At 67.0% G+C, this 21,744-nt stretch carries 27 protein-coding genes, 1 pseudogene and 1 riboswitch; of the genes and pseudogenes, 15 read left to right on the top strand and 13 right to left on the bottom strand.

From position 1 onward, the window contains the following. Nucleotides 1–34: 34 nt before the first annotated feature. Nucleotides 35–1,264 carry a cytochrome P450 gene (locus GKE62_RS02545; protein ID WP_154690875.1) on the bottom strand — a complete coding sequence of 410 codons (1,230 nt, stop codon included), beginning with the start codon at nucleotides 1,262–1,264 and terminating at the stop codon, nucleotides 35–37. Between the two features lie 85 nt (nucleotides 1,265–1,349). Then, a riboswitch (TPP riboswitch) is annotated at nucleotides 1,350–1,457 on the top strand. Nucleotides 1,458–1,480: 23 nt separating this feature from the next. Here GKE62_RS02545 and thiC point away from each other — a divergent pair. The 4 genes from thiC to GKE62_RS02525 are packed head-to-tail and all read left to right on the top strand — an operon-like array spanning nucleotide 1,481 to nucleotide 4,250. Continuing rightward, nucleotides 1,481–3,337 carry a phosphomethylpyrimidine synthase ThiC gene (gene thiC, locus GKE62_RS02540; protein ID WP_154690874.1) on the top strand — a complete coding sequence of 619 codons (1,857 nt, stop codon included), beginning with the start codon at nucleotides 1,481–1,483 and terminating at the stop codon, nucleotides 3,335–3,337. A 10-nt stretch (nucleotides 3,338–3,347) separates the two neighbouring features. Next, nucleotides 3,348–3,581 carry a DUF4160 domain-containing protein gene (locus GKE62_RS02535; RefSeq protein WP_154690873.1) on the top strand — a complete coding sequence of 78 codons (234 nt, stop codon included), beginning with the start codon at nucleotides 3,348–3,350 and terminating at the stop codon, nucleotides 3,579–3,581. After that, nucleotides 3,565–3,825, top strand: coding sequence for a DUF2442 domain-containing protein (locus GKE62_RS02530; protein ID WP_154690872.1), 261 nt, complete (start codon nucleotides 3,565–3,567; stop codon nucleotides 3,823–3,825). The genes GKE62_RS02535 and GKE62_RS02530 overlap by 17 nt, the downstream gene beginning before the upstream one ends. Beyond that, complete coding sequence (locus tag GKE62_RS02525; protein WP_154690871.1) at nucleotides 3,822–4,250, top strand: GFA family protein; 429 nt, start codon at nucleotides 3,822–3,824, stop codon at nucleotides 4,248–4,250. Before GKE62_RS02530 ends, GKE62_RS02525 begins: the two co-directional genes overlap by 4 nt. Nucleotides 4,251–4,390: 140 nt before the next feature. Here GKE62_RS02525 and GKE62_RS02520 read toward each other — a convergent pair whose 3' ends face one another. Continuing rightward, complete coding sequence (locus GKE62_RS02520; protein ID WP_230206870.1) at nucleotides 4,391–5,053, bottom strand: MIP/aquaporin family protein; 663 nt, start codon at nucleotides 5,051–5,053, stop codon at nucleotides 4,391–4,393. A gap of 88 nt (nucleotides 5,054–5,141) precedes the next feature. Here GKE62_RS02520 and arr point away from each other — a divergent pair, with 88 nt between their 5' ends. The 4 genes from arr to GKE62_RS02500 all read left to right on the top strand — a co-directional run bounded on the left by arr (nucleotide 5,142) and on the right by GKE62_RS02500 (nucleotide 6,668). After that, the gene (arr, locus tag GKE62_RS02515) at nucleotides 5,142–5,552 is read left to right on the top strand and encodes an NAD(+)--rifampin ADP-ribosyltransferase (RefSeq protein WP_154690869.1); all 411 of its coding nucleotides are present in this window, start codon (nucleotides 5,142–5,144) and stop codon (nucleotides 5,550–5,552) included. A gap of 48 nt (nucleotides 5,553–5,600) precedes the next feature. Then, a complete protein-coding gene (locus GKE62_RS02510) occupies nucleotides 5,601–5,828 on the top strand; it encodes an AbrB/MazE/SpoVT family DNA-binding domain-containing protein (RefSeq protein ID WP_154690868.1) in 228 nt (75 codons plus the stop codon). Between the two features lie 21 nt (nucleotides 5,829–5,849). Further along, nucleotides 5,850–6,242 (top strand): type II toxin-antitoxin system death-on-curing family toxin, encoded by a 393-nt coding sequence (locus GKE62_RS02505; RefSeq protein WP_154690867.1) that lies wholly within the window; start codon nucleotides 5,850–5,852, stop codon nucleotides 6,240–6,242. Nucleotides 6,243–6,359: 117 nt separating this feature from the next. Then, nucleotides 6,360–6,668 carry a hypothetical protein gene (locus GKE62_RS02500; protein WP_154690866.1) on the top strand — a complete coding sequence of 103 codons (309 nt, stop codon included), beginning with the start codon at nucleotides 6,360–6,362 and terminating at the stop codon, nucleotides 6,666–6,668. Nucleotides 6,669–6,860: 192 nt separating this feature from the next. Here GKE62_RS02500 and GKE62_RS02495 read toward each other — a convergent pair whose 3' ends face one another. Then, nucleotides 6,861–7,319: a YaiI/YqxD family protein gene (locus GKE62_RS02495; protein ID WP_154693517.1), complete on the bottom strand. Its 459-nt coding sequence runs from the start codon at nucleotides 7,317–7,319 to the stop codon at nucleotides 6,861–6,863. A gap of 16 nt (nucleotides 7,320–7,335) precedes the next feature. After that, the gene (locus GKE62_RS19350) at nucleotides 7,336–7,470 is read right to left on the bottom strand and encodes a hypothetical protein (protein WP_255453489.1); all 135 of its coding nucleotides are present in this window, start codon (nucleotides 7,468–7,470) and stop codon (nucleotides 7,336–7,338) included. Between the two features lie 248 nt (nucleotides 7,471–7,718). On the opposite strand from GKE62_RS19350, the gene GKE62_RS02490 reads away from it, so the two are divergent. After that, the gene (locus GKE62_RS02490; protein WP_154690865.1) at nucleotides 7,719–7,925 is read left to right on the top strand and encodes a cold-shock protein; all 207 of its coding nucleotides are present in this window, start codon (nucleotides 7,719–7,721) and stop codon (nucleotides 7,923–7,925) included. Nucleotides 7,926–7,998: 73 nt separating this feature from the next. Next, on the top strand, nucleotides 7,999–8,202 hold the full coding sequence (locus GKE62_RS02485; RefSeq protein ID WP_154690864.1) for a hypothetical protein: 204 nt from the start codon (nucleotides 7,999–8,001) through the stop codon (nucleotides 8,200–8,202). Between the two features lie 16 nt (nucleotides 8,203–8,218). Here the strand turns inward: GKE62_RS02485 and GKE62_RS02480 are convergent, their stop codons facing one another. Next, nucleotides 8,219–8,617, bottom strand: coding sequence for a cupredoxin domain-containing protein (locus GKE62_RS02480; protein WP_154690863.1), 399 nt, complete (start codon nucleotides 8,615–8,617; stop codon nucleotides 8,219–8,221). Nucleotides 8,618–8,677: 60 nt separating this feature from the next. Then, a pseudogene (radC, locus tag GKE62_RS02475) lies at nucleotides 8,678–9,423 on the bottom strand (DNA repair protein RadC). A gap of 69 nt (nucleotides 9,424–9,492) precedes the next feature. On the opposite strand from radC, the gene GKE62_RS02470 reads away from it, so the two are divergent. From GKE62_RS02470 to GKE62_RS02450, 5 genes are all read left to right on the top strand, one after another. Then, a complete protein-coding gene (locus tag GKE62_RS02470) occupies nucleotides 9,493–12,792 on the top strand; it encodes a YdbH domain-containing protein (protein ID WP_154690862.1) in 3,300 nt (1,099 codons plus the stop codon). Next, nucleotides 12,789–13,043: a YnbE family lipoprotein gene (locus tag GKE62_RS18725; protein ID WP_230206869.1), complete on the top strand. Its 255-nt coding sequence runs from the start codon at nucleotides 12,789–12,791 to the stop codon at nucleotides 13,041–13,043. The genes GKE62_RS02470 and GKE62_RS18725 overlap by 4 nt, the downstream gene beginning before the upstream one ends. A gap of 2 nt (nucleotides 13,044–13,045) precedes the next feature. After that, nucleotides 13,046–13,438 carry a YdbL family protein gene (locus GKE62_RS02460; protein WP_370516045.1) on the top strand — a complete coding sequence of 131 codons (393 nt, stop codon included), beginning with the start codon at nucleotides 13,046–13,048 and terminating at the stop codon, nucleotides 13,436–13,438. 106 nt (nucleotides 13,439–13,544) lie between these two features. Further along, nucleotides 13,545–14,678 (top strand): glutamate 5-kinase, encoded by a 1,134-nt coding sequence (proB, locus tag GKE62_RS02455; RefSeq protein WP_154690861.1) that lies wholly within the window; start codon nucleotides 13,545–13,547, stop codon nucleotides 14,676–14,678. Then, nucleotides 14,675–15,583 (top strand): NAD(P)-dependent oxidoreductase, encoded by a 909-nt coding sequence (locus tag GKE62_RS02450; RefSeq protein WP_154690860.1) that lies wholly within the window; start codon nucleotides 14,675–14,677, stop codon nucleotides 15,581–15,583. The genes proB and GKE62_RS02450 overlap by 4 nt, the downstream gene beginning before the upstream one ends. Nucleotides 15,584–15,587: 4 nt before the next feature. On the opposite strand, the gene GKE62_RS02445 is transcribed toward GKE62_RS02450, so the two are convergent. From GKE62_RS02445 to sseA, 7 genes are all read right to left on the bottom strand, one after another. Further along, nucleotides 15,588–16,364 (bottom strand): phosphoadenylyl-sulfate reductase, encoded by a 777-nt coding sequence (locus GKE62_RS02445; RefSeq protein ID WP_154690859.1) that lies wholly within the window; start codon nucleotides 16,362–16,364, stop codon nucleotides 15,588–15,590. Then, entirely contained in the window at nucleotides 16,357–16,779 is a 423-nt protein-coding gene (locus tag GKE62_RS02440; protein WP_154690858.1) for a DUF934 domain-containing protein, read from the bottom strand. Before GKE62_RS02440 ends, GKE62_RS02445 begins: the two co-directional genes overlap by 8 nt. Continuing rightward, the gene (locus GKE62_RS02435) at nucleotides 16,772–18,406 is read right to left on the bottom strand and encodes a nitrite/sulfite reductase (protein WP_154690857.1); all 1,635 of its coding nucleotides are present in this window, start codon (nucleotides 18,404–18,406) and stop codon (nucleotides 16,772–16,774) included. The genes GKE62_RS02440 and GKE62_RS02435 overlap by 8 nt, the downstream gene beginning before the upstream one ends. A gap of 1 nt (nucleotide 18,407) precedes the next feature. Beyond that, the gene (locus tag GKE62_RS02430) at nucleotides 18,408–18,707 is read right to left on the bottom strand and encodes a DUF2849 domain-containing protein (protein ID WP_154690856.1); all 300 of its coding nucleotides are present in this window, start codon (nucleotides 18,705–18,707) and stop codon (nucleotides 18,408–18,410) included. Beyond that, nucleotides 18,704–19,474, bottom strand: coding sequence for a uroporphyrinogen-III C-methyltransferase (gene cobA, locus GKE62_RS02425; RefSeq protein WP_154690855.1), 771 nt, complete (start codon nucleotides 19,472–19,474; stop codon nucleotides 18,704–18,706). Before cobA ends, GKE62_RS02430 begins: the two co-directional genes overlap by 4 nt. Before the next feature lie 57 nt (nucleotides 19,475–19,531). Then, the gene (metC, locus tag GKE62_RS02420) at nucleotides 19,532–20,767 is read right to left on the bottom strand and encodes a cystathionine beta-lyase (protein ID WP_230206868.1); all 1,236 of its coding nucleotides are present in this window, start codon (nucleotides 20,765–20,767) and stop codon (nucleotides 19,532–19,534) included. Nucleotides 20,768–20,890: 123 nt separating this feature from the next. After that, nucleotides 20,891–21,733, bottom strand: a complete 843-nt coding sequence (gene sseA / locus GKE62_RS02415) for a 3-mercaptopyruvate sulfurtransferase (protein WP_154690853.1) — start codon at nucleotides 21,731–21,733, stop codon at nucleotides 20,891–20,893. Nucleotides 21,734–21,744: the final 11 nt, after the last annotated feature.

Genomic DNA, 21,744 nt, shown 5'->3' with positions numbered 1-21,744 from the left:
GTGATGTGCGAGCCTTGGAAGAGTTGCTCTCGGCTCAGCGCCTTTCCACCCGCACCGGCATCTCGGTGAACCCATGCAGGAACGGGCTGGCCAGCCGCGTCGGCCTGCCCTGCGGGACGATCCGCCAGTCGCGCGCGACGATCTCTCCGATCAGCGTCGCGAGCTGGATTTCCGCCAGCCGCGCGCCCACACAGCGGTGGACACCGTGGCCGAACGCGAGGTGACGGCGGGCATTGCCGCGCGCCACGTCGAACCGCTCGGCATCGGGGAACACGCTCTCGTCGCGGTTGGCGGAGATGTACCACATCACCACCTTCTCACCCTTGGCGATGCGCTGGCCGGCGAGCTCGCAATCGGCCGTCGCGGTGCGGCGCATGTGGGTGACCGGCGACTGCCAGCGGATGATCTCCTGCGCGGCGTTGGGGATCAGCGAAGGGTCGGCGTGGAGCTTGTCGAGCTGATCGGGATAGCGCCCCAGCGCTTCGACCAGCCCGCTCATCGAATTGCGCGTGGTGTCGTTGCCGCCGACGATCAGCAGCGCGAGGTTGCTGATCCGCTCGAACGGCGTGAGGTGGCCCATCGCCTCGCTGTGGACCATCCGGCTGAGCAGGTCGTCGCTGGGCGGCTGGGCCAGCCGTTCGGCCATCAGCGCGTCGAACCGGCCGAGCATCCGCGCCATCTCGCCCAGGAACACCGCGCGGCGTTGTTCATCGGGTTCGGGGCGGATGTCGCTGGCCAGATCGGACCAAAGCTTGATGTCGTGGCGCTCCTCCCACGGGAAACCGAACAGGATGCAGAGCATGCCCACGGTCAGCGGCACCGAGACCTGGCTGACCCAGTCGAAAGTCTCGCCCACCGGCAGCGCGTCGAACAGTTCGGCGGTGCGTGCTCGGACGGTGACCTCGCGCTCGGCCATCTGGCTGGGGTTGAACGCAGGGGCGACAACCTTGCGCTGCTCAGTGTGGCGCGGCGCGTCCATCGCGATGAAGTTCTCGAGGTTGGTCTCAGGCGGCGGGGTCAGGATCGTGATGTTGCCATTGGCCGCTGCGCTGGAAAATTCGCTCGCGCGCAGCTCGACTTCGCTGACCGCGGCGTGGGTCACGACCGACCAGTATCCGCCATAGGGGCTTTCCGCGCACCAGCTGACCGGCATCTCCGCGCGCAGCCGGGCGAAGGGCTCGCGCCAGGTGTCGTCGACGTAGAGTGCGTTGTCGCTGACGTCGAACGGCGAGATCGCCCTGGGGTGGTCGGCGAGGGTGGCCATGCGCAATCTCCTTTGCGGCGACCCTATTTAATCGAACGGTTAAAGTCCATCGCTTGTGGACGCGGCGGGCGGTCGGGCTTAAGGTCGCGTATCCCCGGGGAGCGCGCGTGCGCTGAGAGGGAGGTGTCGCGACCTCCGACCCGTCGAACCTGAACCCGTTAGCACGGGCGGAGGGAGGGCCGGTCCGCGCCCTTGTTCCGCTTTCGAGGAGCGCACATGGCCGACATCAATTCCAAGCTCGAGATCGGCGTGACCACCGGACCGATCCGCGGTTCGCGAAAAGTCCATGTCGGGCCCCTGCGCGTCGCCATGCGCGAGATCGATCTCGAGCCGTCATGCGGAGAGCCGCCGCTGCGGGTCTACGACCCTTCCGGCCCCTACACCGACCCTGCCGCCAACATCGACATCGCCGCCGGGCTGCCGATGATCCGCCGCGACTGGCAGCTCGCCCGCGGTGACGTCGAGGAATACGCCCCGCGCGAGGTCCGCGCCGAGGACAACGGCCAGCTCGGCCCCGATCGCAGCGGGGGCGTCCCCCCGTTCCCGACCGCGCTGCGCCGCCCGCTGCGGGCCAAGGCCGGCGCCAACCTCAGCCAGATGCATTACGCGCGCCGCGGAATCATCACGCCCGAGATGGAATATGTCGCCACCCGTGAGAACCTCGGGCGCGAGATGCTGAAGGATCACGTCCGCGACGGGCAGGACTGGGGCGCCTCGATTCCCGACCAAGTCACCCCCGAATTCGTCCGCGACGAAGTCGCTCGAGGGCGCGCGATCATTCCCAGCAACGTCAACCACCCCGAATGCGAGCCGATGGCGATCGGGCGCAACTTTCTGGTCAAGATCAACGCCAACATCGGCAACTCGGCGGTCGCCAGCAACGTCGCGCAGGAAGTCGACAAGCTGGTCTGGTCGATCCGTTGGGGCGCGGACACGGTGATGGACCTTTCCACCGGCCGCAACATCCACGACACCCGCGAATGGATCATCCGCAACTCGCCCGTGCCGATCGGGACGGTGCCGATCTACCAGGCGCTCGAGAAGGTCGGCGGCGTTGCCGAAGACCTCACCTGGGAGATTTTCCGTGATACCCTGATCGAACAGGCCGAACAGGGGGTCGATTACTTCACGATCCACGCCGGCGTGCGCCTGCCGTACATCCCGATGACCGCCAAGCGCGTCACCGGGATCGTCTCCCGCGGCGGCAGCATCATGGCCAAATGGTGCCTCAGCCACCACAAGGAGAGCTTCCTCTACGAACGCTTCGACGAGATCACCGAGATCATGAAGGCCTACGACATCGCCTACAGCCTGGGCGACGGCCTGCGCCCGGGCAGCGTCGCCGACGCCAACGACGAAGCCCAGTTCGCCGAGCTCTACACGCTGGGCGAGCTGACCAAGAAGGCTTGGGCGCAGGACGTCCAGGTGATGATCGAAGGCCCCGGCCACGTACCTATGCACAAGATCAAGGAGAACATGGACAAACAGCTCGCGGTCTGCGGCGAGGCGCCGTTCTACACGCTCGGGCCGCTCGTCACCGATATCGCTCCGGGCTATGACCACATCACCAGCGGGATCGGCGCGGCGATGATCGGCTGGTTCGGCACCGCGATGCTCTGCTACGTGACGCCCAAGGAACACCTCGGCCTGCCCGATCGCGACGACGTGAAGGTCGGCGTGGTCACCTACAAGCTGGCCGCCCACGCGGCGGACCTTGCCAAGGGCCACCCGGCGGCCAAACTGCGCGACGATGCGCTGAGCCGGTCGCGCTTCGAATTCCGCTGGCGCGACCAGTTCAACCTGTCGCTCGATCCCGACACCGCCGAGCAATACCACGACCAGACGCTCCCCGCGGAAGGCGCGAAGACCGCGCACTTCTGCAGCATGTGCGGGCCCAAGTTCTGCAGCATGAAGATCACGCAAGAGGTGCGCGATTTCGCGGCGAAGCAGAACGCGGGGGTGGACAGTTTCATCGCGGCGGAAGGCGGCACCGTCGATGCCCAAGCCGGGATGGAAGCGATGAGCGAGGTGTTTAAGGAGAAGGGCGGGGAAATCTATTTGCCCGCGGAATAGGATCGGACAATTGCCCACTGTCCTGCGCCTCGGGCCGTATCGATTCCACTTCTACAGCCATGAGCCCAACGAGCCCGCGCATATTCACGTCGACCGGGGTTCATGCTCGCTAAAGGTCTGGCTCGATCCAGTGGCGCACGCCCGCAACATCGGGTTTCGTCCGCACGAGATCAATGCCATACTCCGCCTTGTCGAAGAGCACAGCACTACGTGCCTGGAGGCATGGCATGAATATTTTGGCTAAGGTCGCAGACGAACGCGTCGCCGATGTGCGCTGCACCGATGACCTGCTCACCGTTGATCTGATGGACGGTCGAACGATCTCAGTGCCGCTCGCTTGGTATCCGCGCCTGCTGGCGGCGACCCCCGCGCAGCGTGCCCATTGGGAATCGTGCGGCGGCGGCTATGGTATCCACTGGCCCGAGGTCGATGAGGATTTGAGTACCGAAGGGCTGCTTCGCGGCGCCCCGGCGCCGCGCGCGACATGACAGCCGAAACGGCGCATCCCGCCGGCACGACCACCGGCGGCTGCCTGTGCGGCGCGGTGCGCTACTCCTTCACCGGGGAGCCGCTGATGCAGGCGGTGTGCCACTGCAAGAACTGCCAGCGCCAGGCCGGCAGCGGCTGGTCGATGCTGATCGCGCTGCCGCTCGACGCGGTGAGCGTGGCGGGCGAGGTACGGACTTACGTCGATCACTCCGAGACCGGCAACGAAGTCCACCGCCAGTTCTGCCCGACCTGCGGCTCTCCGGTCTTCACCCGTGTCCCCGCCCAGCCGAGCATGATCTTCATCAAGGCCGGCTCGCTCGACGACACCACCGGCTTCAAGCCGCAGATGCAGTTCTGGACCGCCAGCAAGCAGGATTGGGTGGAAATCGCGGGCGTACCGGGGATGGCGGGGAACCCGGGGTAGAACTGTCCCCAATGCCGCGCTGGGCTGACCAAACCAGGCGCTGTCGCCTGATCCGCGCGATCCGAAGGCGCTACGACGAAGCGGTGGGCACCCCGCCCGCAAGCCGGGCGGAGGAACGCACCGCCGTCTGATGAGCACAATTAGCGCTTCTCGGAACTCGTCCCGAACAGATAACGTCCAAAGATCGCCGCCAGCGTCGCGCCCATGAGCTGCGCCGCCACGAACGCCGGGACATCCGCCGCCGCGATGCCCGCGAAGGTGTTCGACAGACTCCGCGCCACGGTGATCGCCGGGTTGGCGAAGCTGGTCGACGAAGTGAACCAGTAGGCGGCGGTGATATACAGCGCGACCGCCGGAGCGATCCATTGCGGGCGGTGGCGCACCATGCCGAGAATGGTCAGGATCAGGCCGAAGGTGGCGATGCTTTCGCCGACCATCTGGCCGATGCCGTGGCGCGCCTTCACCGAGAGTTGCAAAATGGGCAGGTCGAACATCAGGTGCGCAGCCCATGCGCCGAGAATGCCGCAGGCGAGCTGCACGACGATGTAGGCCGCCGCGTCGCGCCAGGTCAGTTCGCCGCGCGCGGCCATGACCAGGCTCACCGCCGGGTTCATGTGTGCGCCGGAGATTGGGCCGAGTACCGTGATCAGCACGAACAGGATCGCGCCGGTCGCCAGCGTGTTGCCGAGCAGGGCGATGGCGTCATTCCCCCGCGACAGGTTGGCCGCCATGATCCCCGAGCCGATCACGCACGCGAACAAGAAGAACGCGCCGATCCCTTCCGCCGTCAGCCTACGCGCCAAACCGTCCACGAGTTCGCCCCCTCGCTGTTGCGCATTGCAAATCCGCGACCGCCAGGCAACCGGCCAGCCAATCGCGCGTTGCTCCGCCATGACCTACGCGTCGGCCGCCACCGGCCCCTACTACCACGGCACCGGCGCCCAGCTTGCGGTGGGCGATCTGCTCGCGCCGGGGTTCGGCTCCAACTTCGCCGACCGCGCGCTGGCGCACATCTATTTCTCGGGCACGCTCGACGCCGCCACATGGGGCTGCGAACTGGCCAAGGGTGAGGGGCGCGAACGGATCTACATCGTCGAACCGACCGGGCCATTCGAGGATGATCCCAACCTTACCGACAAGAAGTTCCCCGGCAACCCGACCGCATCCTACCGCAGCCGCGCGCCGCTGCGGATCGTCGGCGAAGTCTCCACCTGGGAGCCGCATCCGCCCGAGCGGCTCGCCGAGATGAAGGCCCATCTCGCGCGGATGGAGGCCGAGGGCGGGGCCGAGATCATCGACTGAGCGTCCGCCCGGCTTGCCTTGGCACGTAAATTTCGTTATAACGTCCGTATGAACAAGTCTCTCAAAATCACCCGCATCGGCAATTCCGCCGGGATCGTCCTCCCGCGCGAGTTGCTCGCGCATCTCAACGCCGAGGTGGGGGGCACGCTGTCGGTCGTGACCACGCCGCGCGGGATCGAGCTGTCGGCGGCCGAGCCCGACTTCGAGGCGCAGATGGCCGCCGCGCGTGAGGTAATGGCGCGGCGCAAAAGCGCGCTGCGCGAACTCGCAAAGTGACGGACGAACTCGCCAAGTAACATGTCCGGCCATTGGGTCTGGATCGCCATCGAGGTGGCGCTGGCGGCGCATGCCGAGCAGCTTGCCGAGCATGGCGGGGGCGAGGGGGTGCGCGATCTCGGGTTGCTCGAAAGCGCGATGGCGCGGTCGCGCAATCTGGCCGACTATGGCGAGCCCGACGCGGCGGCGTTTGCCGCCGCCTATGCCTTCGGGATCGCCCGCAATCACCCGTTCGTCGACGGCAATAGGCGCACCGCGGCGGTGATCGGCGAAACCTTTCTGGCGCTCAACGGCTACGGCCTTGACGCCAGCGACGCCGAGCTGGTGGTCGCGATCCTCGCCCTCGCCGCGGGCGAACTGGCGGAGGACGAGCTGGCCGACTGGTTCCGCGCCCATCTGGGCGATGCGCGATGACCCGGGCCAGCGGCGCCAGCGGACCCTTCAGACACCGTCCGCAACTCCGCACGTTTGCGCACGCCTCTCGCGTGGCCTATCGCGGCGATCGCCCCGTTTGGTCTTGAAGCCCCACCCATGCCCCACGAATCCCGCATCGTCACCTGCGCCAATCCGCTCGACCCCCACGCGCTCGACGGCATCCCGCTCCAGCCGCGGTCGGGGGATTTCGATGCGGTCTGCCCGGTCTGCGCGGGTCATGGCCAATGGAATTGCGAATACGATCTGGTCAGCCAGCGGTCCAAGCGATGCATGTGCCCCAAGTGCGACGGGCGGGGGTGGATCGAGACCGGGGACGACATGGTGCCGTCGCCCGACATCGAACTGTCTGCGGACGGCGATCCGATGTGGGTGACGCGGTTGGAGCCGTCCGACGACCGCGAGTGAACGCCCGCGCCGCCGCTTTTGCTTTCCTACATCGCCGAAATCTGGTCCATCCTGTCGCATGCGACCGACGCGATCCGCGCTGCCGCCAGCCGTTAAGGACCCGCGGATCAAAGGAAATAATTTTACCCTGGACAGTGGTCCAAGTGGTCCAAGTGGTCCAGGGGGCCTGCGGTTTCTTCCGCGGGTGGACGCTCACCGCGGGGCGATACGCTCCAGCCGCGCCAGCGCCTCTTCGAGCGCCTGGAGAAAGCGGCTGCGGTCGGCCTTGGCGAACGGGGCGGGGCCGCCGGTCATACCTTCTGCCCCGACGCGCAGGTCGGCCATGATCGCGCGGGTGGCGATCGCTCCGCCGATGCTGGCGGGGGTGAACGGCTTGCCGTTGTGCGCGATCACCGTCGCCCCGGCCTTCAGGCAGCGGTCGGCCAGCAGGATGTCGCCGGTGATGACCACCGCGGCAGCATCAGCGCGCTCGGCGATCCAGTCGTCGGCGGCGTCGAACGCGTCGGAGACCACCGCGCGCGCGATCAGCGGGTGGTCCGGGATGCGGATCCGCTGGTTGCTGACCACGGTGACCGGGACCGCGCGCCGCCAGGCGACCTTGTACACCTCGTCCTTGACCGGGCAGGCGTCGGCATCGACGAGGATGCGCAAGCTGGTCAAGCGGCGCTCAGGTCTTCTTCATGTTATCGAGTCCGGTCACCACGCCGCCCTTTTGCGAGGGCTGGCTGGCGTTGTGCTTGGGCGGCTTTTCCTTCTTCGGCTTGCGCGCTTCCTTGCTCTTCTTCATCTGGCCCTTGGCCATCGGTCGTCTCCCGAAGCGGTGATGCTGGTGCGCAGGGTAGAGCGGATCGGCCGCCGAAGCGAGGAATTAGGCGTTTGGCGGACGGCGTGCTACACCATCCCGGCTGACGTCCTAAGCATGACTGACTTCGCCTCCCCGGCGCGGGAAACCGCTCCGAACCGACGACTTCCTTTCACCGACACGACCTCTCGCACTCCTCCGTCCGCGCTGTTGCGGGCGGATCAATCGTTCTTTGAAAGGAACGCATCATGCCAGTAGGCACCGTCAAGTTCTTCAACGCCGACAAGGGTTATGGTTTCATCGCGCCGGACGGCGGCGGTGAGGACAGCTTCGTCCACATCAGCGCGGTCCAGGCCGCCGGGATGCAGACCCTCAACAAGGAACAGCGCCTCTCCTACGAGGTCGAGACCGGCCGCAATGGCAAGAAGTCGGCGACGAACCTCGAATCGGCCTGAGCCTGATCGAATACCCCGCCCGGCGGCGCAGTTGCGCTGCCGGGCGGTCCTTGTCTGAAGCGAAGGACCGGCGATGAGCACGACCCGTGAATTCTACATCGCCCGCGCCGAGGAAAGCGCGGCCGAGGCCGCCAATGCGACCCTCGCCAACGTCCGCGAACGGGCCGAGCGCTCCGCCGCCGCCTGGCGCGAAATGGCCGACCGGATGGAACGCGTCGAGCGCCAGCGAGTAGTTGCCGAAGCGGCCCGCGCCGAACGGATCGCCGCCGAAGGTTGAAACGGGGGCTGATCCCTCAGTCGACGACGATACTGCCCTTCATCCCGAACGAGGTGTGGAGGAAGTGCGTGCAGGTGAGCTTGTAGGTTCCCGCCGCCGGCACCAGGTGGATCGTCACCGTGTCCCCGCCTTCCAGCTCGATCTTCCCGCCGCGGACCTTGGCCGCGTCCTCGGGCGCGATGCGGGCGGCGGCGAAGAACTTGGGCGCGGCGAAATTGTGCCCGCCCTTGGTGTCCCGGATCGTCAGCCGCACCGGAACCCCGGCGCGCAAGTGGATCGTCCCGGGCGTGAACGCGAAGCTCCTGACTTCCACTTCGACCGCCGTGGCGCGGGCGTAGTCGGGGGCCTGGGCGGCGGCGGCATCGGCGGTCAGGGCCAAAATGGCGGCGGCGATCAAGGTTTTGCGAACGCTCATGGCATCTCTCCGTGGCCCCTGGTCGATCCTAGACCGCGCGGAGCCGGCGCGCCAGCGGTGTCAGATCAGGCCTTTGGCCTTGAGGCTGACGTGCCCCTCGCGCCCGACGATCACATGATCGTGGACCACCACGCCCAGCAGCCGCCCGGCCTCGGCGATGCGCTGGGTGATCTGGATGTCGGCGCGGCTCGGCTCGGGCGAGCCGGACGGGTGGTTGTGGACTAGGATCAGCGCGCTGGCGCCCAGGTCGAGCGCCTTGCGGATCACCTCGCGCGGGTGGACCGCGGCCTCGTCGACGCTGCCGTCGCCGACGTGGTGGTCGAGGATCAGATGGTTCTGGACGTTGAGATACAGCACTCGCACCCGCTCGACCGTGAGGTGCGCCATGTCGATTGTCAGGTAATCGATCAACGCCCGCCAACTCGCCAGCACCGGCTTGTCGCGCACTTGTTCGCGGGCAAGCCGCCGCGTGGCGGTGGCGACGATCAGCAGCGCGGCGGCGCTGATCTCGCCCATCCCGGGTGGTTGATCAGCGCGCGCGGATCGGCGTTGAACACGCCCGCCAGGCTGCCGAAACGAGCCAGCAGCGCGTGCGCGATCGGTTTGACGTCGCGCCGCCGGATCGCGCCCATCAGCAGGAACTCGATCACCTCGTGATCGCCGAGCGCATCGATCCCGCCTTCGAGCACCCGCTTGCGCAGGCGGCCGCGGTGGCCTGCGGCGGGGTTGGCAGCGGACGCGGCGGCTGGCTCCTCCGCGGCGAACAATCCGGCCTCGTCGCCCTCGTTCAGCCCGCGTGCAACCATCGTCCCTACTCGTGCGTTGGAAACCGGAGCATTGCGCGACCGCGCCAGGGCTTGCAAGTGTAGGGGCGGATGGCGGAAGACGAATCCCTCGGCGCCGAACTCGAAGCGACCCTCGAAAGCGCACCGTCCGACGAAACGCCGCGCCAGCGCGAACGTCGCTTTGGGCGGCTGGCCAAGGCGCTGGCAATTCTTGCGCTGGTAGTGGCGTTGGCCTTCGCGATCGTGTGGACGCAGCGCGAACGGATCGCCGACGCCGTCATCGGCGGCGAACTCAAGAGCCGGGGAATTCCCGCGACCTATCGCATCGAGCGGATCGGCGCGCGGCGGCAGGTGTTGGCGGACATCGTGGTCGGCAACCCGCAGCGTCCTGATCTCACCGTCAAGCGCGCCGAAGTCGAGCTGGTCTACCGCCTCGGCTTTCCCGGGATCGGACGGATGACGCTGGTCGAGCCACGTCTCTACGGCACCTACCGTAATGGCAAGCTCAGCTTCGGTTCGCTCGATCGGCTCCTCTTCACCGGCACCAAGAAGGCATTCGAGCTACCCCGTCTCGACATCAAGATCGCCGACGGGCGGGCGTTGCTCGAAACCGATTACGGCGCGCTGGGAATCAAGACCGAAGGCGCGGGACGGCTCAACGACGGGTTTGCCGGGATCGTCGCCGTGGCCGCACCGAACCTTGCCGGGCTCGGCTGCTCCGCGCAGCGGGCCAGTTATTACGGCACGATCCGGATCGCGGCCGAGCGGCCGCGGCTGGTCGGGCCGCTGCGGACCGGGCCGCTGAACTGTCCGGCACAGCGCGTCTCGCTCGAAAACGCGGCGATGCAGATCGACACTACGCTCGACAAGGGACTGGCTGGGGCGGAGGGGCGTGCCAAGCTAATCGCGGGACGGTTGGCGTTTGCTGGCTATCGTGCCGCTGCCGCGGATACCGCGGCGCAGTTCGCATATCGCGGCGGAAACCTGACAGTGAAGCTCGACGGCGGGCTGGCCGCGGTCGCGACGCCGCAGGCCGGTTTCGGGCGGCTGGCGACCGCTGGCACGCTGCGCGCTCGCGAGGGGTTGGCAAAGCTCGAATACCAGGGCCGTATCGAAGGCAACGGGGTCCGACTCGGCACCGGTTTCGAGGCGGCTCTGGAACGTGCGCGGGCGAGCACAGCTGATACTCTCTTCGCCCCTTTGCTGGGGCAGCTGCGCGCCGCGTTGCTACGCGAAGCGCGCGGCGGACGGCTGCTTGCCGAAGTAGACATTCGCAAGGCTGGTGCGCTCACCACGCTGGTTGTGCCACAGGCGAGCCTGATCGGCGGGAGCGGGACGACGCTAGCGGCGTTGTCGCGGTTCTCGCTGAGCTCGGGCGGAGCACGGGTGCCGCGCCTGATGGGCAACTTCTCCACGGGCGGACCGGGATTGCCGCGGATCGCGGGGCGGATGGAGCGCACCAACGGCCGCGCGGTGTTCCGGATGGCGATGGCCGAATATCGTGCCGGATCGTCGGCGTTGGCCTTGCCGCGGCTGGCGATCGCTCAGGCAGGCGACGGCTCGCTCGGCTTCTTCGGAGAGGCGCGGGCGAGCGGGGCGTTGCCGGGCGGATTCGCGCAGAATTTGGTGGTGCCGATCGATGGCTCGGTGGGTGCGGATGGCGCGCTGGCGCTGCTGCGCCGCTGCACCCCGGTTGCCTTCGACAGCTTAACCTTCGCCAGCCTGACGCTGGAGCGGCGCGGGCTGACGCTTTGTCCGCAGCGCGGTCGGCCAATCGTGCGCTACGCCGGGGGCGCTTTGAGCATCGCCGCGGGGGCGCCCTCGCTCGATCTGGCGGGGCGGCTGGGCGAGACGCCGATCCGCGTTGCCAGCGGTCCGGTCGGCTTTGCCTATCCGGGCAATGTTAGCGCCGCCAGCGTCGACGTCGCGCTCGGCCCGGCGGCGACGGCCTCGCGATTCCGCATCTCGAACCTGTCGGCGCGGGTCGGCAAGGAAATCGCCGGGAGCTTTTCCGGAGCGGACGTGCGCCTTGCCGCGACGCCGCTCGACGTTACCGACGCAACCGGGCGCTGGCGCTATGCGAACAACCGCCTGACCATCGACCAGGCCACGCTCCGGGTCAGCGACCGTGCCGATCCACCGCGGTTCGCCCCGCTGGTGGCGCGATACGCCAGGTTGACGCTCTTCGCCAACCGGATCGATGCCGCCGCGACGCTGCGGCAGCCGGCGACCGACCGCGAAGTGGCGCAAGTGACGATCCGCCACGACCTGGCCAACGCGCGCGGCCACGCCGATCTGGCGATGAACGGCCTGCTGTTCGACGACCGGCTCCAGCCCGCCGACATCTCGCGCCTCGCGCTGGGCATCATCGCAAATGCCAAGGGCACGATCACCGGTCGCGGCGCGATCGATTGGTCGCCGTCGGGTGTGACCAGCCGTGGGCGCTTCTCCACCGACAAGCTCGATTTCGCCGCCGCGTTCGGCCCGGTCCAGGGATTGTCGGGAACGGTCGAGTTCACCGATCTGATCGGCCTCGTCACTGCGCCAGACCAGGAGCTCCGGATCGCCGCGCTAAATCCGGGAATCGAGGTCACCGAAGGGGTGATGCGATTCGAGCTCAACGGTACGCGGCTGCTGGTCAAGAGCGCTAGCTGGCCGTTCCTTGGCGGACGTCTGAGCTTGGCCCCGACCACGCTTAACCTCGGCGTTTCGGAACCGCGCAAGTATACTCTTGTGATCGAAGGGCTGGATGCCGCTCGCTTTGTCGAGCGCATGGGGTTGGGCAACCTCAGCGCCTCGGGCACCTTCGACGGTGAACTGCCGCTGGTCTTCGCCGCCGCCAACCCGGGCGAGCAGGTTGCCGCAGCGGTCGGGACGGTGCTTGGGATCGGGACCGAGCAAGGGGCCCAGGCCGCCCAATCGACACCCGGCAGCGGGCGGATCGTCAACGGCTTCCTCAAATCGCGTCCGCCGGGAGGCAACGTATCGTACATCGGTGAGCTGACTTATCGCGACCTCTCGACGATGGCCAACTTCGCCTTCCAGACGCTGCGCAGCCTCGATTACAAGACGATGGACATTGCGCTCAATGGCAACCTGGAGGGCGAGATTGTCACCAACGTGCGGTTCAGCGGGGTCAAGCAGGGGGCAGGAGCCAAGCGCAACATCCTGACCCGCGCGGTCGCCGACCTGCCGATCGAGATGCGGGTTAACATCCGCGCGCCGTTCTATCAGCTCATCACCAGCTTCAAGGCCCTGTACGACCCCGCCTTCGTCAAGGACCCGCGCACGATTGGTCTGATCGACGAGGAGGGCCGAGCCATCGCGCGCCCATCCCCTACGCCGCCACAACCAAACATTCAGCCCAGCGAAAGCGAGAGAGTGCCATGATCACCCCGCGATTGACCCACCGCAGCAAGGCTGCAAAAATCGGCCGCATGGTGGGGGAAACGAGTTTATGGCGACGCGTGATCGCCGTGTCGTCGATGGCGGGAGCGATGGCGCTGTCGGCTTGTGTTTCGGTAAAGGCACCGGACAAGCCCATCGTCATCGAGCTCAACATCAACATTCGCCAGGAGGTGGTCTACCGCCTAGCGGAAGATGCCAAGAACACGATCAAGGACAATCCGGGGATTTTCTGACCATGACTGCCCAGTTCCTCTCGAAGCTGATGCTCACCCTTAGCGGCGTGGCGCTGGTCGCTGCACCGGTGGCTGTGATGGCCCAGGGTCGCGATCCGGCCTACGCCGCCGCGCGCGCCTCAGGTCAAATCGGTGAGAAGCTGGACGGCTATCTCGGCTTCGTCGTCACGCCCGGCGCGGCGTTGCGGGCGATGGTCGACGACCTCAACATAAAGCGCAAGGCGGCCTACGCCGCCAAGGCGCAGGCCAACAACGCCACCGTCGAGGAATATGCGCTGTCGAGTGGCTGCCAGTTGATCCTCAACACCCAGCCGGGCGAAAAGTATCAGGCCCCCGACGGAAGCTGGCAGACCCGCGGAAGTTCGCCGCCGCAGCGTGATAGCCGCTGTCCGTAACTGAGGTTATCGGATAAAGGCTGACCGCCTGCTCGATCAGAGCGGGGCTGGGGGTGTGTTCGGGTAGGGTTCCAAACCAGTCGCCACCCCGCTAAGCGCCCCCACCATGCCCGTCGCGACGCTCGCCGATTTCACCGATGCCGATGCCTGCCCGCGGATCGTGGTCAAGGTCGGCTCAGCGCTGCTTGTCGGCGAAGACGGCGCGGCGCGGAGGGCATGGCTGGAGACGCTGGTCGGCGAACTCGCAGCGGCGCATGCCCGGGGCCAGCAGGTTATCGTGGTCAGCTCGGGCGCGATCGCGCTGGGCGCGCGCAAACTCGGCCTGACCAAGGGCGGACGTGGCAGCCTCGCCGATGCGCAGGCGGCGGCCTCGGTCGGGCAGATCGCGCTGGCCGGGCTGTGGGCCGAACTGCTTGCTGGGCACGGCATCACCGCCGCGCAGATCCTCCTCACGCTCGACGATCTCGAAGATCGTCGCCGCTACCTCAACGCCACCGCCACGCTCGGCCGCCTGCTGGCGGCAGGCGCGATCCCGGTGATCAACGAGAACGATTCGGTCGCGACCCACGAAATCCGCTTCGGCGACAACGATCGGCTGGCAGCGCGGGTTGCTCAGGCGGCGGGAGCGAGCGGGCTGCTGCTGCTAAGCGACGTCGATGGCCTGTACGACCGCAACCCCCGGCGCGGCGACGCGCAGATGCTGAAACTGGTGCGTGGGGTTACGCCTGAAGTCCTCGCCATGGCCGACGGCGCCTCCGGTTCGGGCGTAGGCTCGGGGGGAATGACTTCCAAGCTGCAGGCCGCCGAGATCGCCGAGCGCGCGGGCATCGCGATGGCCATCGTGGGAGGCAAGTCGAACGCGCCGCTGGCCAGCGCGCTGGCCAAAGGGTCGGGCACGCTGTTCCTCCCCCGCCGCCGCGATCCGGCGCGCAAGGCGTGGCTGGGCGGTCGGCTGCGGCTGAAGGGCGCTGTGGTGGTGGATGACGGAGCGGCCCGGGCGTTGGCCAGGGGCAGCAGCCTGCTTGCAGCAGGCATTAGCGCGGTAGAGGGCCCGTTCGCGCGGGGTGACGCAGTGGCGGTGCGCGACGGCAAGGGCCATCTGCTCGCCCACGGTCTCGCCGAATACGACGCGGAAGAGTGCGAACGACTACGCGGGCGCCAATCCGCCGAACATGCCGAAATCCTCGGCTACGCCCCGCGCAGCGCGGTGATCCATCGCGATCAGTTGGTCGTGCTGTGACGATTGCGGTGACGGGAGCGACGGGTTTCGTCGGCCAGGCGGTGCTCGAGCAGGCTGCGGCGCAGGGCCTGGCGGTGCGAGCGCTCGTGCGCAAACCGCAGCCACCGCGCGCCGGGGTCGAATGGGTTGAAGGCGATCTTGACGATACCGAGGCCCTGGCGCGACTGATGGAGCGGGCCGAGGCGGTGATCCACATCGCCGGGGTGGTCAACGCACCCGACGTCGCGGGCTTCACCGCCGGCAATGTCGGCGGCACGCTGAACGTTGTCACCGCGGCGATGGTCGCGGGCATTCCGCGCTTCGTCCAGGTCTCTTCGCTTTCTGCGCGCGAGCCGCAACTCTCGGCCTACGGCGCGTCGAAGCTCAAGGGCGAGAAGGTGGTCATGGCCAGCCCGCTCGACTGGACCGTGGTCCGCCCCCCCGCCGTCTATGGCCCGCGAGATCGGGAAATGCTCGAGCTGTTCCGCTTCGCCAGGACGGGGATCGTTCCGCTGCCGCCGCGCGGGCGGATGGCGGTAATTCATGTCGATGACTTGGCGCGGCTGCTGCTGGCGTTGGTGCCAGGGGGTGAGGACGTCGCCCGCAAGCTGTTCGAGCCCGACGACGGCCATGCCGGAGGTTGGACGCATAAGAGCTTCGCCAAGGCGATCGGCTGGGCGGTGGGCAAGCGGATCACGCCGTTGCCGCTTCCCGCCTTCGCGCTGCGCGCCGCCGCCCGTGGCGACCGTCTGCTCCGCCGCGCTGCGGCCAAGCTGACTGAGGACCGGGTCGGCTATATGTGCCATCCCGACTGGACCGTGGGCGAGGAGTTGCGCCCGCCTGCGGCGAGGTGGCAGCCCGAAATCGGCACGCGCGAGGGGCTTAAGGCGACGGCGAAGTGGTACCGCGAGGCGGGGTGGCTGTAGCCGATCAGAACACCGGTTCGTAGCCCGGCGGCAGTTCCCCGTCCGGCACGCCCGGCGCATGGATCCCGCATTCGGTCTTGTCCCAGCCCTTCCATCGGCCCGAGCGCGGGTCTTCGCCCGGCGCGACCTTAGTGGTGCAGGGCGAGCAGCCGATCGAAGGATAGCCTTGCGCGACCAGCGGGTGCGCCGGCAGGCGATGCTCGTCGAAGTAGCTTTCGAGGCGCTCCTTCGACCAGTCGGCCAACGGGTTGAGCTTGAGCTTGCCCTCGTCGATCTCGAACCGCGGCAAGGCGCTGCGGGTTTTGCCCTGAAAGCCCTTGCGCCCTGAAATCCAGGCATCGAAAGGAACCAGCGCGCGCCGCAGCGGGGCAACCTTGCGGATTTCGCAGCACCCGTCGGGATCGTAGGACCAGCGCAGCCCGGTCTTGTCGTGTGCCGCAAGATCGTAAGGATCGGGGCGGAAAACGCGCAAGTCGGTGAAGCCGAGCCGCTCGGACAGTTCGTCGCGGTAGGCGAGGGTCTCTCCGAAGATTTTCTGCGTGTTGACGAAGATCAGCGGCACATCCTTGTCGATCTCCGCGATCAGGTGCAGCAGCACCGCGGATTCGGCGCCGAACGACGACACCGCCGCGACGCGCCCCTTGAGCTCGTTGCCGAGCAGGGCGGCCAGCATCGTCGACGTATCGACGCCCGCAAAGCGCGCGTTGAGCGCGTCGGCGTCGGCCTGAACGAACGCCGGCGTCACATCGATGACGTCGCGGATTCTCTCGGGCCTAGCCATGTCGCAGTTTCCAGATCGGCACCGCAGCGTCGGCGGCGTGCTGATAGACGTAGGGGTAACGACTCAGGGCCAGTTCGGCCTCGGCGGGATCGATCGCCGCATCGGGCGCGAAACTGTCGAAGCCGCAGCGGCGCATGAACAACAGCAGGTCGAGCAGAACATCGCCGGTAGCCTTGATCTCGCCGCCGTAGCCAGCTTCGCGCAGAAGCCGTGCGCTCGAGAAGCCGCGACCGTCGCGAAACTTGGGAAAGTCGATCTCGACCAGGCGCACCCGTTCGAGCAGCGGAATCAGCAGGCGCACGTCGTCGCCGGCCTCGATCCTCACCGAACTGGCGTTCGACTGTTCGAGGAAAGATTCAAGGCTGACCGCGGGCTCGTCGGCCGGTTCGTCGTCGCGATAGCGCAGCTCAGCCATAGATCGCTTCCTTGAAAGGCTCCATGCCGACACGGCGATAGGTATCGAGGAAGCGTTCGCCCGGTGTCCTGACGGCGCGATAGTGCTCGATCGTCCGTTCTACCGCGTCGACGATACCGTCCTCGTCGAACCCGGGCCCGGTGATCTTGGCGTGGCTCGCATCCTCCGCTCCCGAGCCGCCTAGCAGCAACTGGTAATTCTCGGTGCCCTTGCGATCTACGCCGAGGATGCCGATGTGCCCGGCGTGGTGGTGACCGCAAGCGTTGATGCAGCCGCTGATCTTGATCTTGAGCTCGCCGAGGTCGCGCTGGCGATCGAGATCTGCGAACCGCTCGGCGATCTTCTGCGCGACCGGGATCGAGCGCGCGTTGGCCAGGCTGCAATAATCGAGCCCCGGGCAGGCGATGATGTCGCTGATGAGATTGAGGTTGACGTCGGCCAGGCCGGCGCCGTTCAACGCCTCCCATACCGCGTAAAGGTCGCTCTTGCGAACGTGCGGCAGGACCAGGTTCTGCGCATGGGTCGCGCGCAATTCATCGAAGCTGTAGCGTTCGGCGAGGTCCGCGACGAGGTCCATCTGCTCCGCCGACATATCACCCGGAATGCCGCGGGTAGGCTTCAGGCTGATGTTGGCGATTGCATAGCCGGGCGCCTTATGCGCCACGACCTGGCGATCGACCCACAGCGCGAAATCGGGATCGGAGCGATCGATCTCTTCGCTGAGGCCGCTCTCGAACGGGGGCGGGGCGAAGTAGGTGGCGATGCGATCGTATTCGGCTTGGGGAAAGTCCGCAGCCAGAGTCAGAAAGTGCTGGAATTCCTCCTCAACCTGCCGGGTGAATTCCTCGGCACCCAGTTCGTGCACGAGGATTTTCATCCGTTGCTTGTGAATGTTGTCGCGTCGGGCGTTGCGGTTCCACACGCGCAACACGGCCTGAAGGTACGAGAATATCTGGCCTGCGGGCAGGAATTCGCGCAGGCGCGGTGCGATCATCGGGGTGCGGCCCATGCCGCCCCCGGCGAAAACCTCGAAGCCTTGCTCGCCCGCCTCGTCGAATACGATGCGCAGAGCGAAATCGTGCCAGCGCAGCGCGGCGCGGTCCTCGGCGGCGGCTGTGACGGCGATCTTGAACTTGCGCGGCAGATAGCTGAATTCGGGCATGAACGTGGTCATCTGCCGCAGCATCTCGCACCATGGGCGCGGGTCCATGCTCTCGTCGGCGGCCGCCCCTGCATATTGATCTGCGCTTATGTTGCGGATCGATTCGCCGCTGGTCTGGATCGCGTGCATCTCGACTTTGGCGAGATCTGCGAGAAGATCGGGTGCCTCTTCCAGCTTGATCCAGTTGTATTGAATGTTTTGACGTGTCGTGAAGTGGCCGTAGCCACGATCATACTTGCGCGCGATCTCGGCCAGCGCGCGCATCTGGCGGCTATCGAAGGTGCCATAGGGGATCGCCACGCGCAACATGTAGGCGTGCAATTGCAAATAGAGTCCGTTTTTGAGCCGCAGCGGCTTGAACTGATCGTCGGTCAGATGGCCTTCGATCCGCCGGCGGGTCTGGTCGCGGAATTCCTCGACGCGGGCATCAACCATGGCCTGATCGTAGTTGTCGTATTTGTACATGTCAGATCACCCAGGTGCCGGCAGCGGGGTCGGCGGGCTTGAGGGTCAGGTCGGGGCGGACGGTCGGGCCAAGCGCGCGGATGCGATCCTTGATGTGCGCTGGGCGAACTTTCCCAGCGCCATCGGACTCGGCGTCAATCGCGTAGCCGCCGTTGACGCGGCAACCGGCGGTCTCTTCGGCGAGGATCAAGTCCGCGTGTTCGCCCGCGTCGATGGCATCATCGACATGGAGCGACCAGCCGTTGCCGGTCCACCACACAACCGCGCCGCTTTTGAGATCGTTCCCAGTAAGAATCTTCATGCTGCTGCCTTGACGATGGGGGCGAGGGCGGCGTCCTGACCGCGCGCGGCGACCATACCGACAACGATCAGCGCGGGGCTCTTGACCCGCTCGGCCGCGACTAAATCGCCGAGGCCTGACAACGGCGCGCGCAGAACGCGCATCTCGGCGCGGCTCGCGTTCTCGATCACCGCGACCGGCATGTCGGCGGCGAGACCGTCGGCGATCAGTTTGGCGGCGATGGCATCGGCGCTGGCGACGCCCATGTAGATCACCAGGGTGCGGCCTCTTCCGGCAAGGCCTGCCCAGTTCTGATCGGTCAGGCCCTTGCACTGGCCCGCGACGAAACTGACCACGCTCGCATCCTCGCGGTGCGTCAGGGCCATCTGCGCGGCGGCGGCCGCCCCCAGCGCGGCGCTCACCCCGGGGACCACCTCCACGGGTACACCGGCAGCCCGGCACGCTTCGAGTTCTTCGCCCCCGCGCCCGAAAATGAAGGGATCGCCGCCTTTGAGCCGGACAACATCGTTGCCCGTCAGCGCCTCGCGCACCAGGAGCGCGTTGATCTGGTCCTGCGGCAGCGAATGGCGCGCACGGCTTTTGGCGACCGAGATCATCCGGCAGGCGGGGCGCGCCATCGCGAGGATCGCGGGATCGACCAGCCCGTCGTGGACGATGAGCTTGGCGTCCATCACCAGCCGCGCCGCGCGCAGCGTCAGCAGATCCGGATCGCCGGGGCCGGCGCCCACGAGATGGACGGTGCCGATGGAAGGAGCGGACGAAGCCATGATCGCCAGATGGCGGCAGCGCGGCGGTTTCGCCAGCGAGAATCGGTTGGGCGCGGGCTAGGCAGGCTTTATCGCGCCAAAGGCCTGGTCGAGGTCCGCGATCAGGTCTCCTGGGTCTTCCAGTCCGATCCACAGGCGGACGGCTTGGCGGTCCGCCTGGTCCAAGAAGGCAGGCGGCCAGGGCGTGACCGCACGGTCGCGCTCGGGATTGACAGGCAACACGAGGCTTTCGAACCCGCCCCAGCTATAGCCAATCCCGAACAGTCGCAGCGCGTCGATAAGGCCGGCGCGTGCGGCCTCGTCGCGGCCTTTCAACACGAAGGTCAGCAGCCCGCAGGCACCGGTGAAATCGCGTCGCCACAGCTCGTGGCCGGGCGACCCGGGCAGCGGCGGGAACAAGACTTGGGCGACGTCATCGCGTGCTTGGAGCCACCTGGCGATGCTCAGCCCGCTCGCGGTCGATTGGCGCAGCCGTACATCCATCGTCCGCAGGCCGCGCAGCGCCAACGCGCAATCGTCGGGCGAGGCTTGCTGACCGAGCTGAAGCGAGCTGCGCCGCAACCGCGTGTAGTATTCTGCGGTGGCGGTAACGCTGCCCAGCATAAGGTCCGAGTGCCCGCCGACATGCTTGGTCAGCGCGAGAATGCTCATGTCGGCGCCGTGGGCGAGGGCCTGAAAGCCGGTCGGCCCGGCCCAGGTGTTGTCGAGCAGGACCGCCAGCCCGCCCGCCTTGGCCGCAGCGGAGAGCGCGGGGACGTCGCATACCTCCATCGTCAGGCTGCCGGGGTTTTCCAGGAGTACCGCGCGCGATTTGTCGGCGATCATTCCGGCGAACCCCGCGACATCGAGCGGATCGAAGAACCGCGTGGTGACGCCAAAGTTCTTCAGCCAGCGCTGGGCGAAGGTCCGCGTCGGATCGTAAGAATTGTCCGACACAAGCAGTTCGTCGCCGGCTTTGAGCACCGCCAGTAGCGCGCAGACCGGGGCGGCGAGGCCGGTCGGGTAGAGCATCGTCCCGGCCGCCCCCGGTTCGAGCGCGGTCAGCGCGTCGGCAAGCGCCCACTGCGTCGGCCCGCCACGCGCGCCATAATGGAACACGCCGTCGGCATTGACGTGCCGTCCCGTCTCCAGCGCAGCGCAGTTTTCATAAAGATGCGTGCTTGTTCGCCAGACGGGCGGATTGACTGCGGCCCCGGTCCATTCCGGCTTGCGCCCCGCGGTGACCAGGCGGGTGGCGGGCTTCAGATCGTCATGGGGCTTGGCCATCCCGGGAAACTCACAAATCCTGCTCATCCCGAGCGAAGTCGAGGGATCACGCGCAATGGTCGAGCGTTGTTCGCCATGTCTCGACTTCGCTCGACATAAGCGGACTTGGGATAGTCGCGTCGGAACGAAAGACCTTCGCTCGCGATGGCCTCAAGCCGCCCCAGTCGCCTTTGGCGTGTCCGGATCGGCGCCCCATTCGCTCCAGCTACCGTCATACAACGCGACGTCTTCCTTGCCCAAGCGATTGAGCGCGAACGCCAAACCGCTGGCGGTCATCCCGCTGCCGCAACTGGTCACGACGGGCTTTGACAGATCGAGACCCGCCTGCTCGAACGCCTGGCGAAGTTCGTCGGTGCTCTTCCAGGTTCCGTCGCTGTTGACCAGCGTGGTCAAGGGAACGTTGGTCGATCCCGGGATATGGCCGGGTGCGGTGCCCCCGTGGAGGTCGGGCTGTTCGCCGGTGAACCGTGCGGCGGGCCGCGCGTCGACCACCTGCTCGCTCTTTTCATGCAGATTCTTGAGCATGTCGGCCTTGGTGCGGACGTTCTTGTCGTCCTGCCAGACGGTGAAATGGCGGTGACGAAGGGTCTGCTTGCCCTGCTGCACGGGGCGTCCTTCCGCCTTCCACTTGGCGATGCCGCCGTCGAGGATCGCGACATCGTGCGCACCGAACATCCGCAGCATGAACCAGGCGCGCGCAGCGCTCTTCACCGGACTGTCGTCGTAAAGCACGATGCGGCTACCGTCGCCCAAGCCCAAGCTCTGCATCCGGCTGGCGAATTTTTCGGGCTGGGGCAGGGTGTTGGGGGCGCTGGCGGTGGTATCGACCAGATCGCGCAGGTCCATGAACACCGCGCCGGGAATGTGGGCCGCCTCGTATTCCGCGGCGGGATTGCGGCCGCTGTCGGGGAGGTGCCAGCTGGCATCGACGATGCGCAGATCGCTCGCCCCGAGTTCCTTGGCCAGCCATTCGGTCGTAACCAGCGAATCCATCCACGCGCTCC

Source organism: Novosphingobium sp. Gsoil 351, assembly GCF_009707465.1.
In the GTDB taxonomy this organism is placed as follows: domain Bacteria; phylum Pseudomonadota; class Alphaproteobacteria; order Sphingomonadales; family Sphingomonadaceae; genus Novosphingobium.
The sequence above is the reverse complement of the archived record's forward strand: the minus strand, read 5'-3'. Positions and strand labels throughout refer to the sequence as shown.

What these genes read in the sequence shown, in the direction of transcription:
- GKE62_RS02545 (WP_154690875.1), bottom strand. Translation starts at nt 1,264, where the DNA reads ATGGCCACCCTCGCCGACCACCCCAGGGCGATCTCGCCGTTCGACGTC.
- GKE62_RS02525 (WP_154690871.1), top strand. Translation starts at nt 3,822, where the DNA reads ATGACAGCCGAAACGGCGCATCCCGCCGGCACGACCACCGGCGGCTGC.
- GKE62_RS02505 (WP_154690867.1), top strand. Translation starts at nt 5,850, where the DNA reads ATGTCCGGCCATTGGGTCTGGATCGCCATCGAGGTGGCGCTGGCGGCG.
- GKE62_RS02510 (WP_154690868.1), top strand. Translation starts at nt 5,601, where the DNA reads ATGAACAAGTCTCTCAAAATCACCCGCATCGGCAATTCCGCCGGGATC.
- GKE62_RS02500 (WP_154690866.1), top strand. Translation starts at nt 6,360, where the DNA reads ATGCCCCACGAATCCCGCATCGTCACCTGCGCCAATCCGCTCGACCCC.
- GKE62_RS02445 (WP_154690859.1), bottom strand. Translation starts at nt 16,364, where the DNA reads ATGGCTAGGCCCGAGAGAATCCGCGACGTCATCGATGTGACGCCGGCG.
- GKE62_RS19350 (WP_255453489.1), bottom strand. Translation starts at nt 7,470, where the DNA reads ATGGCCAAGGGCCAGATGAAGAAGAGCAAGGAAGCGCGCAAGCCGAAG.
- GKE62_RS02485 (WP_154690864.1), top strand. Translation starts at nt 7,999, where the DNA reads ATGAGCACGACCCGTGAATTCTACATCGCCCGCGCCGAGGAAAGCGCG.
- proB (WP_154690861.1), top strand. Translation starts at nt 13,545, where the DNA reads ATGCCCGTCGCGACGCTCGCCGATTTCACCGATGCCGATGCCTGCCCG.
- GKE62_RS02530 (WP_154690872.1), top strand. Translation starts at nt 3,565, where the DNA reads ATGAATATTTTGGCTAAGGTCGCAGACGAACGCGTCGCCGATGTGCGC.
- GKE62_RS02430 (WP_154690856.1), bottom strand. Translation starts at nt 18,707, where the DNA reads ATGAAGATTCTTACTGGGAACGATCTCAAAAGCGGCGCGGTTGTGTGG.
- sseA (WP_154690853.1), bottom strand. Translation starts at nt 21,733, where the DNA reads ATGGATTCGCTGGTTACGACCGAATGGCTGGCCAAGGAACTCGGGGCG.
- GKE62_RS02480 (WP_154690863.1), bottom strand. Translation starts at nt 8,617, where the DNA reads ATGAGCGTTCGCAAAACCTTGATCGCCGCCGCCATTTTGGCCCTGACC.
- cobA (WP_154690855.1), bottom strand. Translation starts at nt 19,474, where the DNA reads ATGGCTTCGTCCGCTCCTTCCATCGGCACCGTCCATCTCGTGGGCGCC.
- metC (WP_230206868.1), bottom strand. Translation starts at nt 20,767, where the DNA reads ATGAGCAGGATTTGTGAGTTTCCCGGGATGGCCAAGCCCCATGACGAT.
- GKE62_RS18725 (WP_230206869.1), top strand. Translation starts at nt 12,789, where the DNA reads ATGATCACCCCGCGATTGACCCACCGCAGCAAGGCTGCAAAAATCGGC.
- GKE62_RS02460 (WP_370516045.1), top strand. Translation starts at nt 13,046, where the DNA reads ATGACTGCCCAGTTCCTCTCGAAGCTGATGCTCACCCTTAGCGGCGTG.
- arr (WP_154690869.1), top strand. Translation starts at nt 5,142, where the DNA reads ATGACCTACGCGTCGGCCGCCACCGGCCCCTACTACCACGGCACCGGC.
- GKE62_RS02435 (WP_154690857.1), bottom strand. Translation starts at nt 18,406, where the DNA reads ATGTACAAATACGACAACTACGATCAGGCCATGGTTGATGCCCGCGTC.
- GKE62_RS02470 (WP_154690862.1), top strand. Translation starts at nt 9,493, where the DNA reads ATGGCGGAAGACGAATCCCTCGGCGCCGAACTCGAAGCGACCCTCGAA.
- thiC (WP_154690874.1), top strand. Translation starts at nt 1,481, where the DNA reads ATGGCCGACATCAATTCCAAGCTCGAGATCGGCGTGACCACCGGACCG.
- GKE62_RS02490 (WP_154690865.1), top strand. Translation starts at nt 7,719, where the DNA reads ATGCCAGTAGGCACCGTCAAGTTCTTCAACGCCGACAAGGGTTATGGT.
- GKE62_RS02440 (WP_154690858.1), bottom strand. Translation starts at nt 16,779, where the DNA reads ATGGCTGAGCTGCGCTATCGCGACGACGAACCGGCCGACGAGCCCGCG.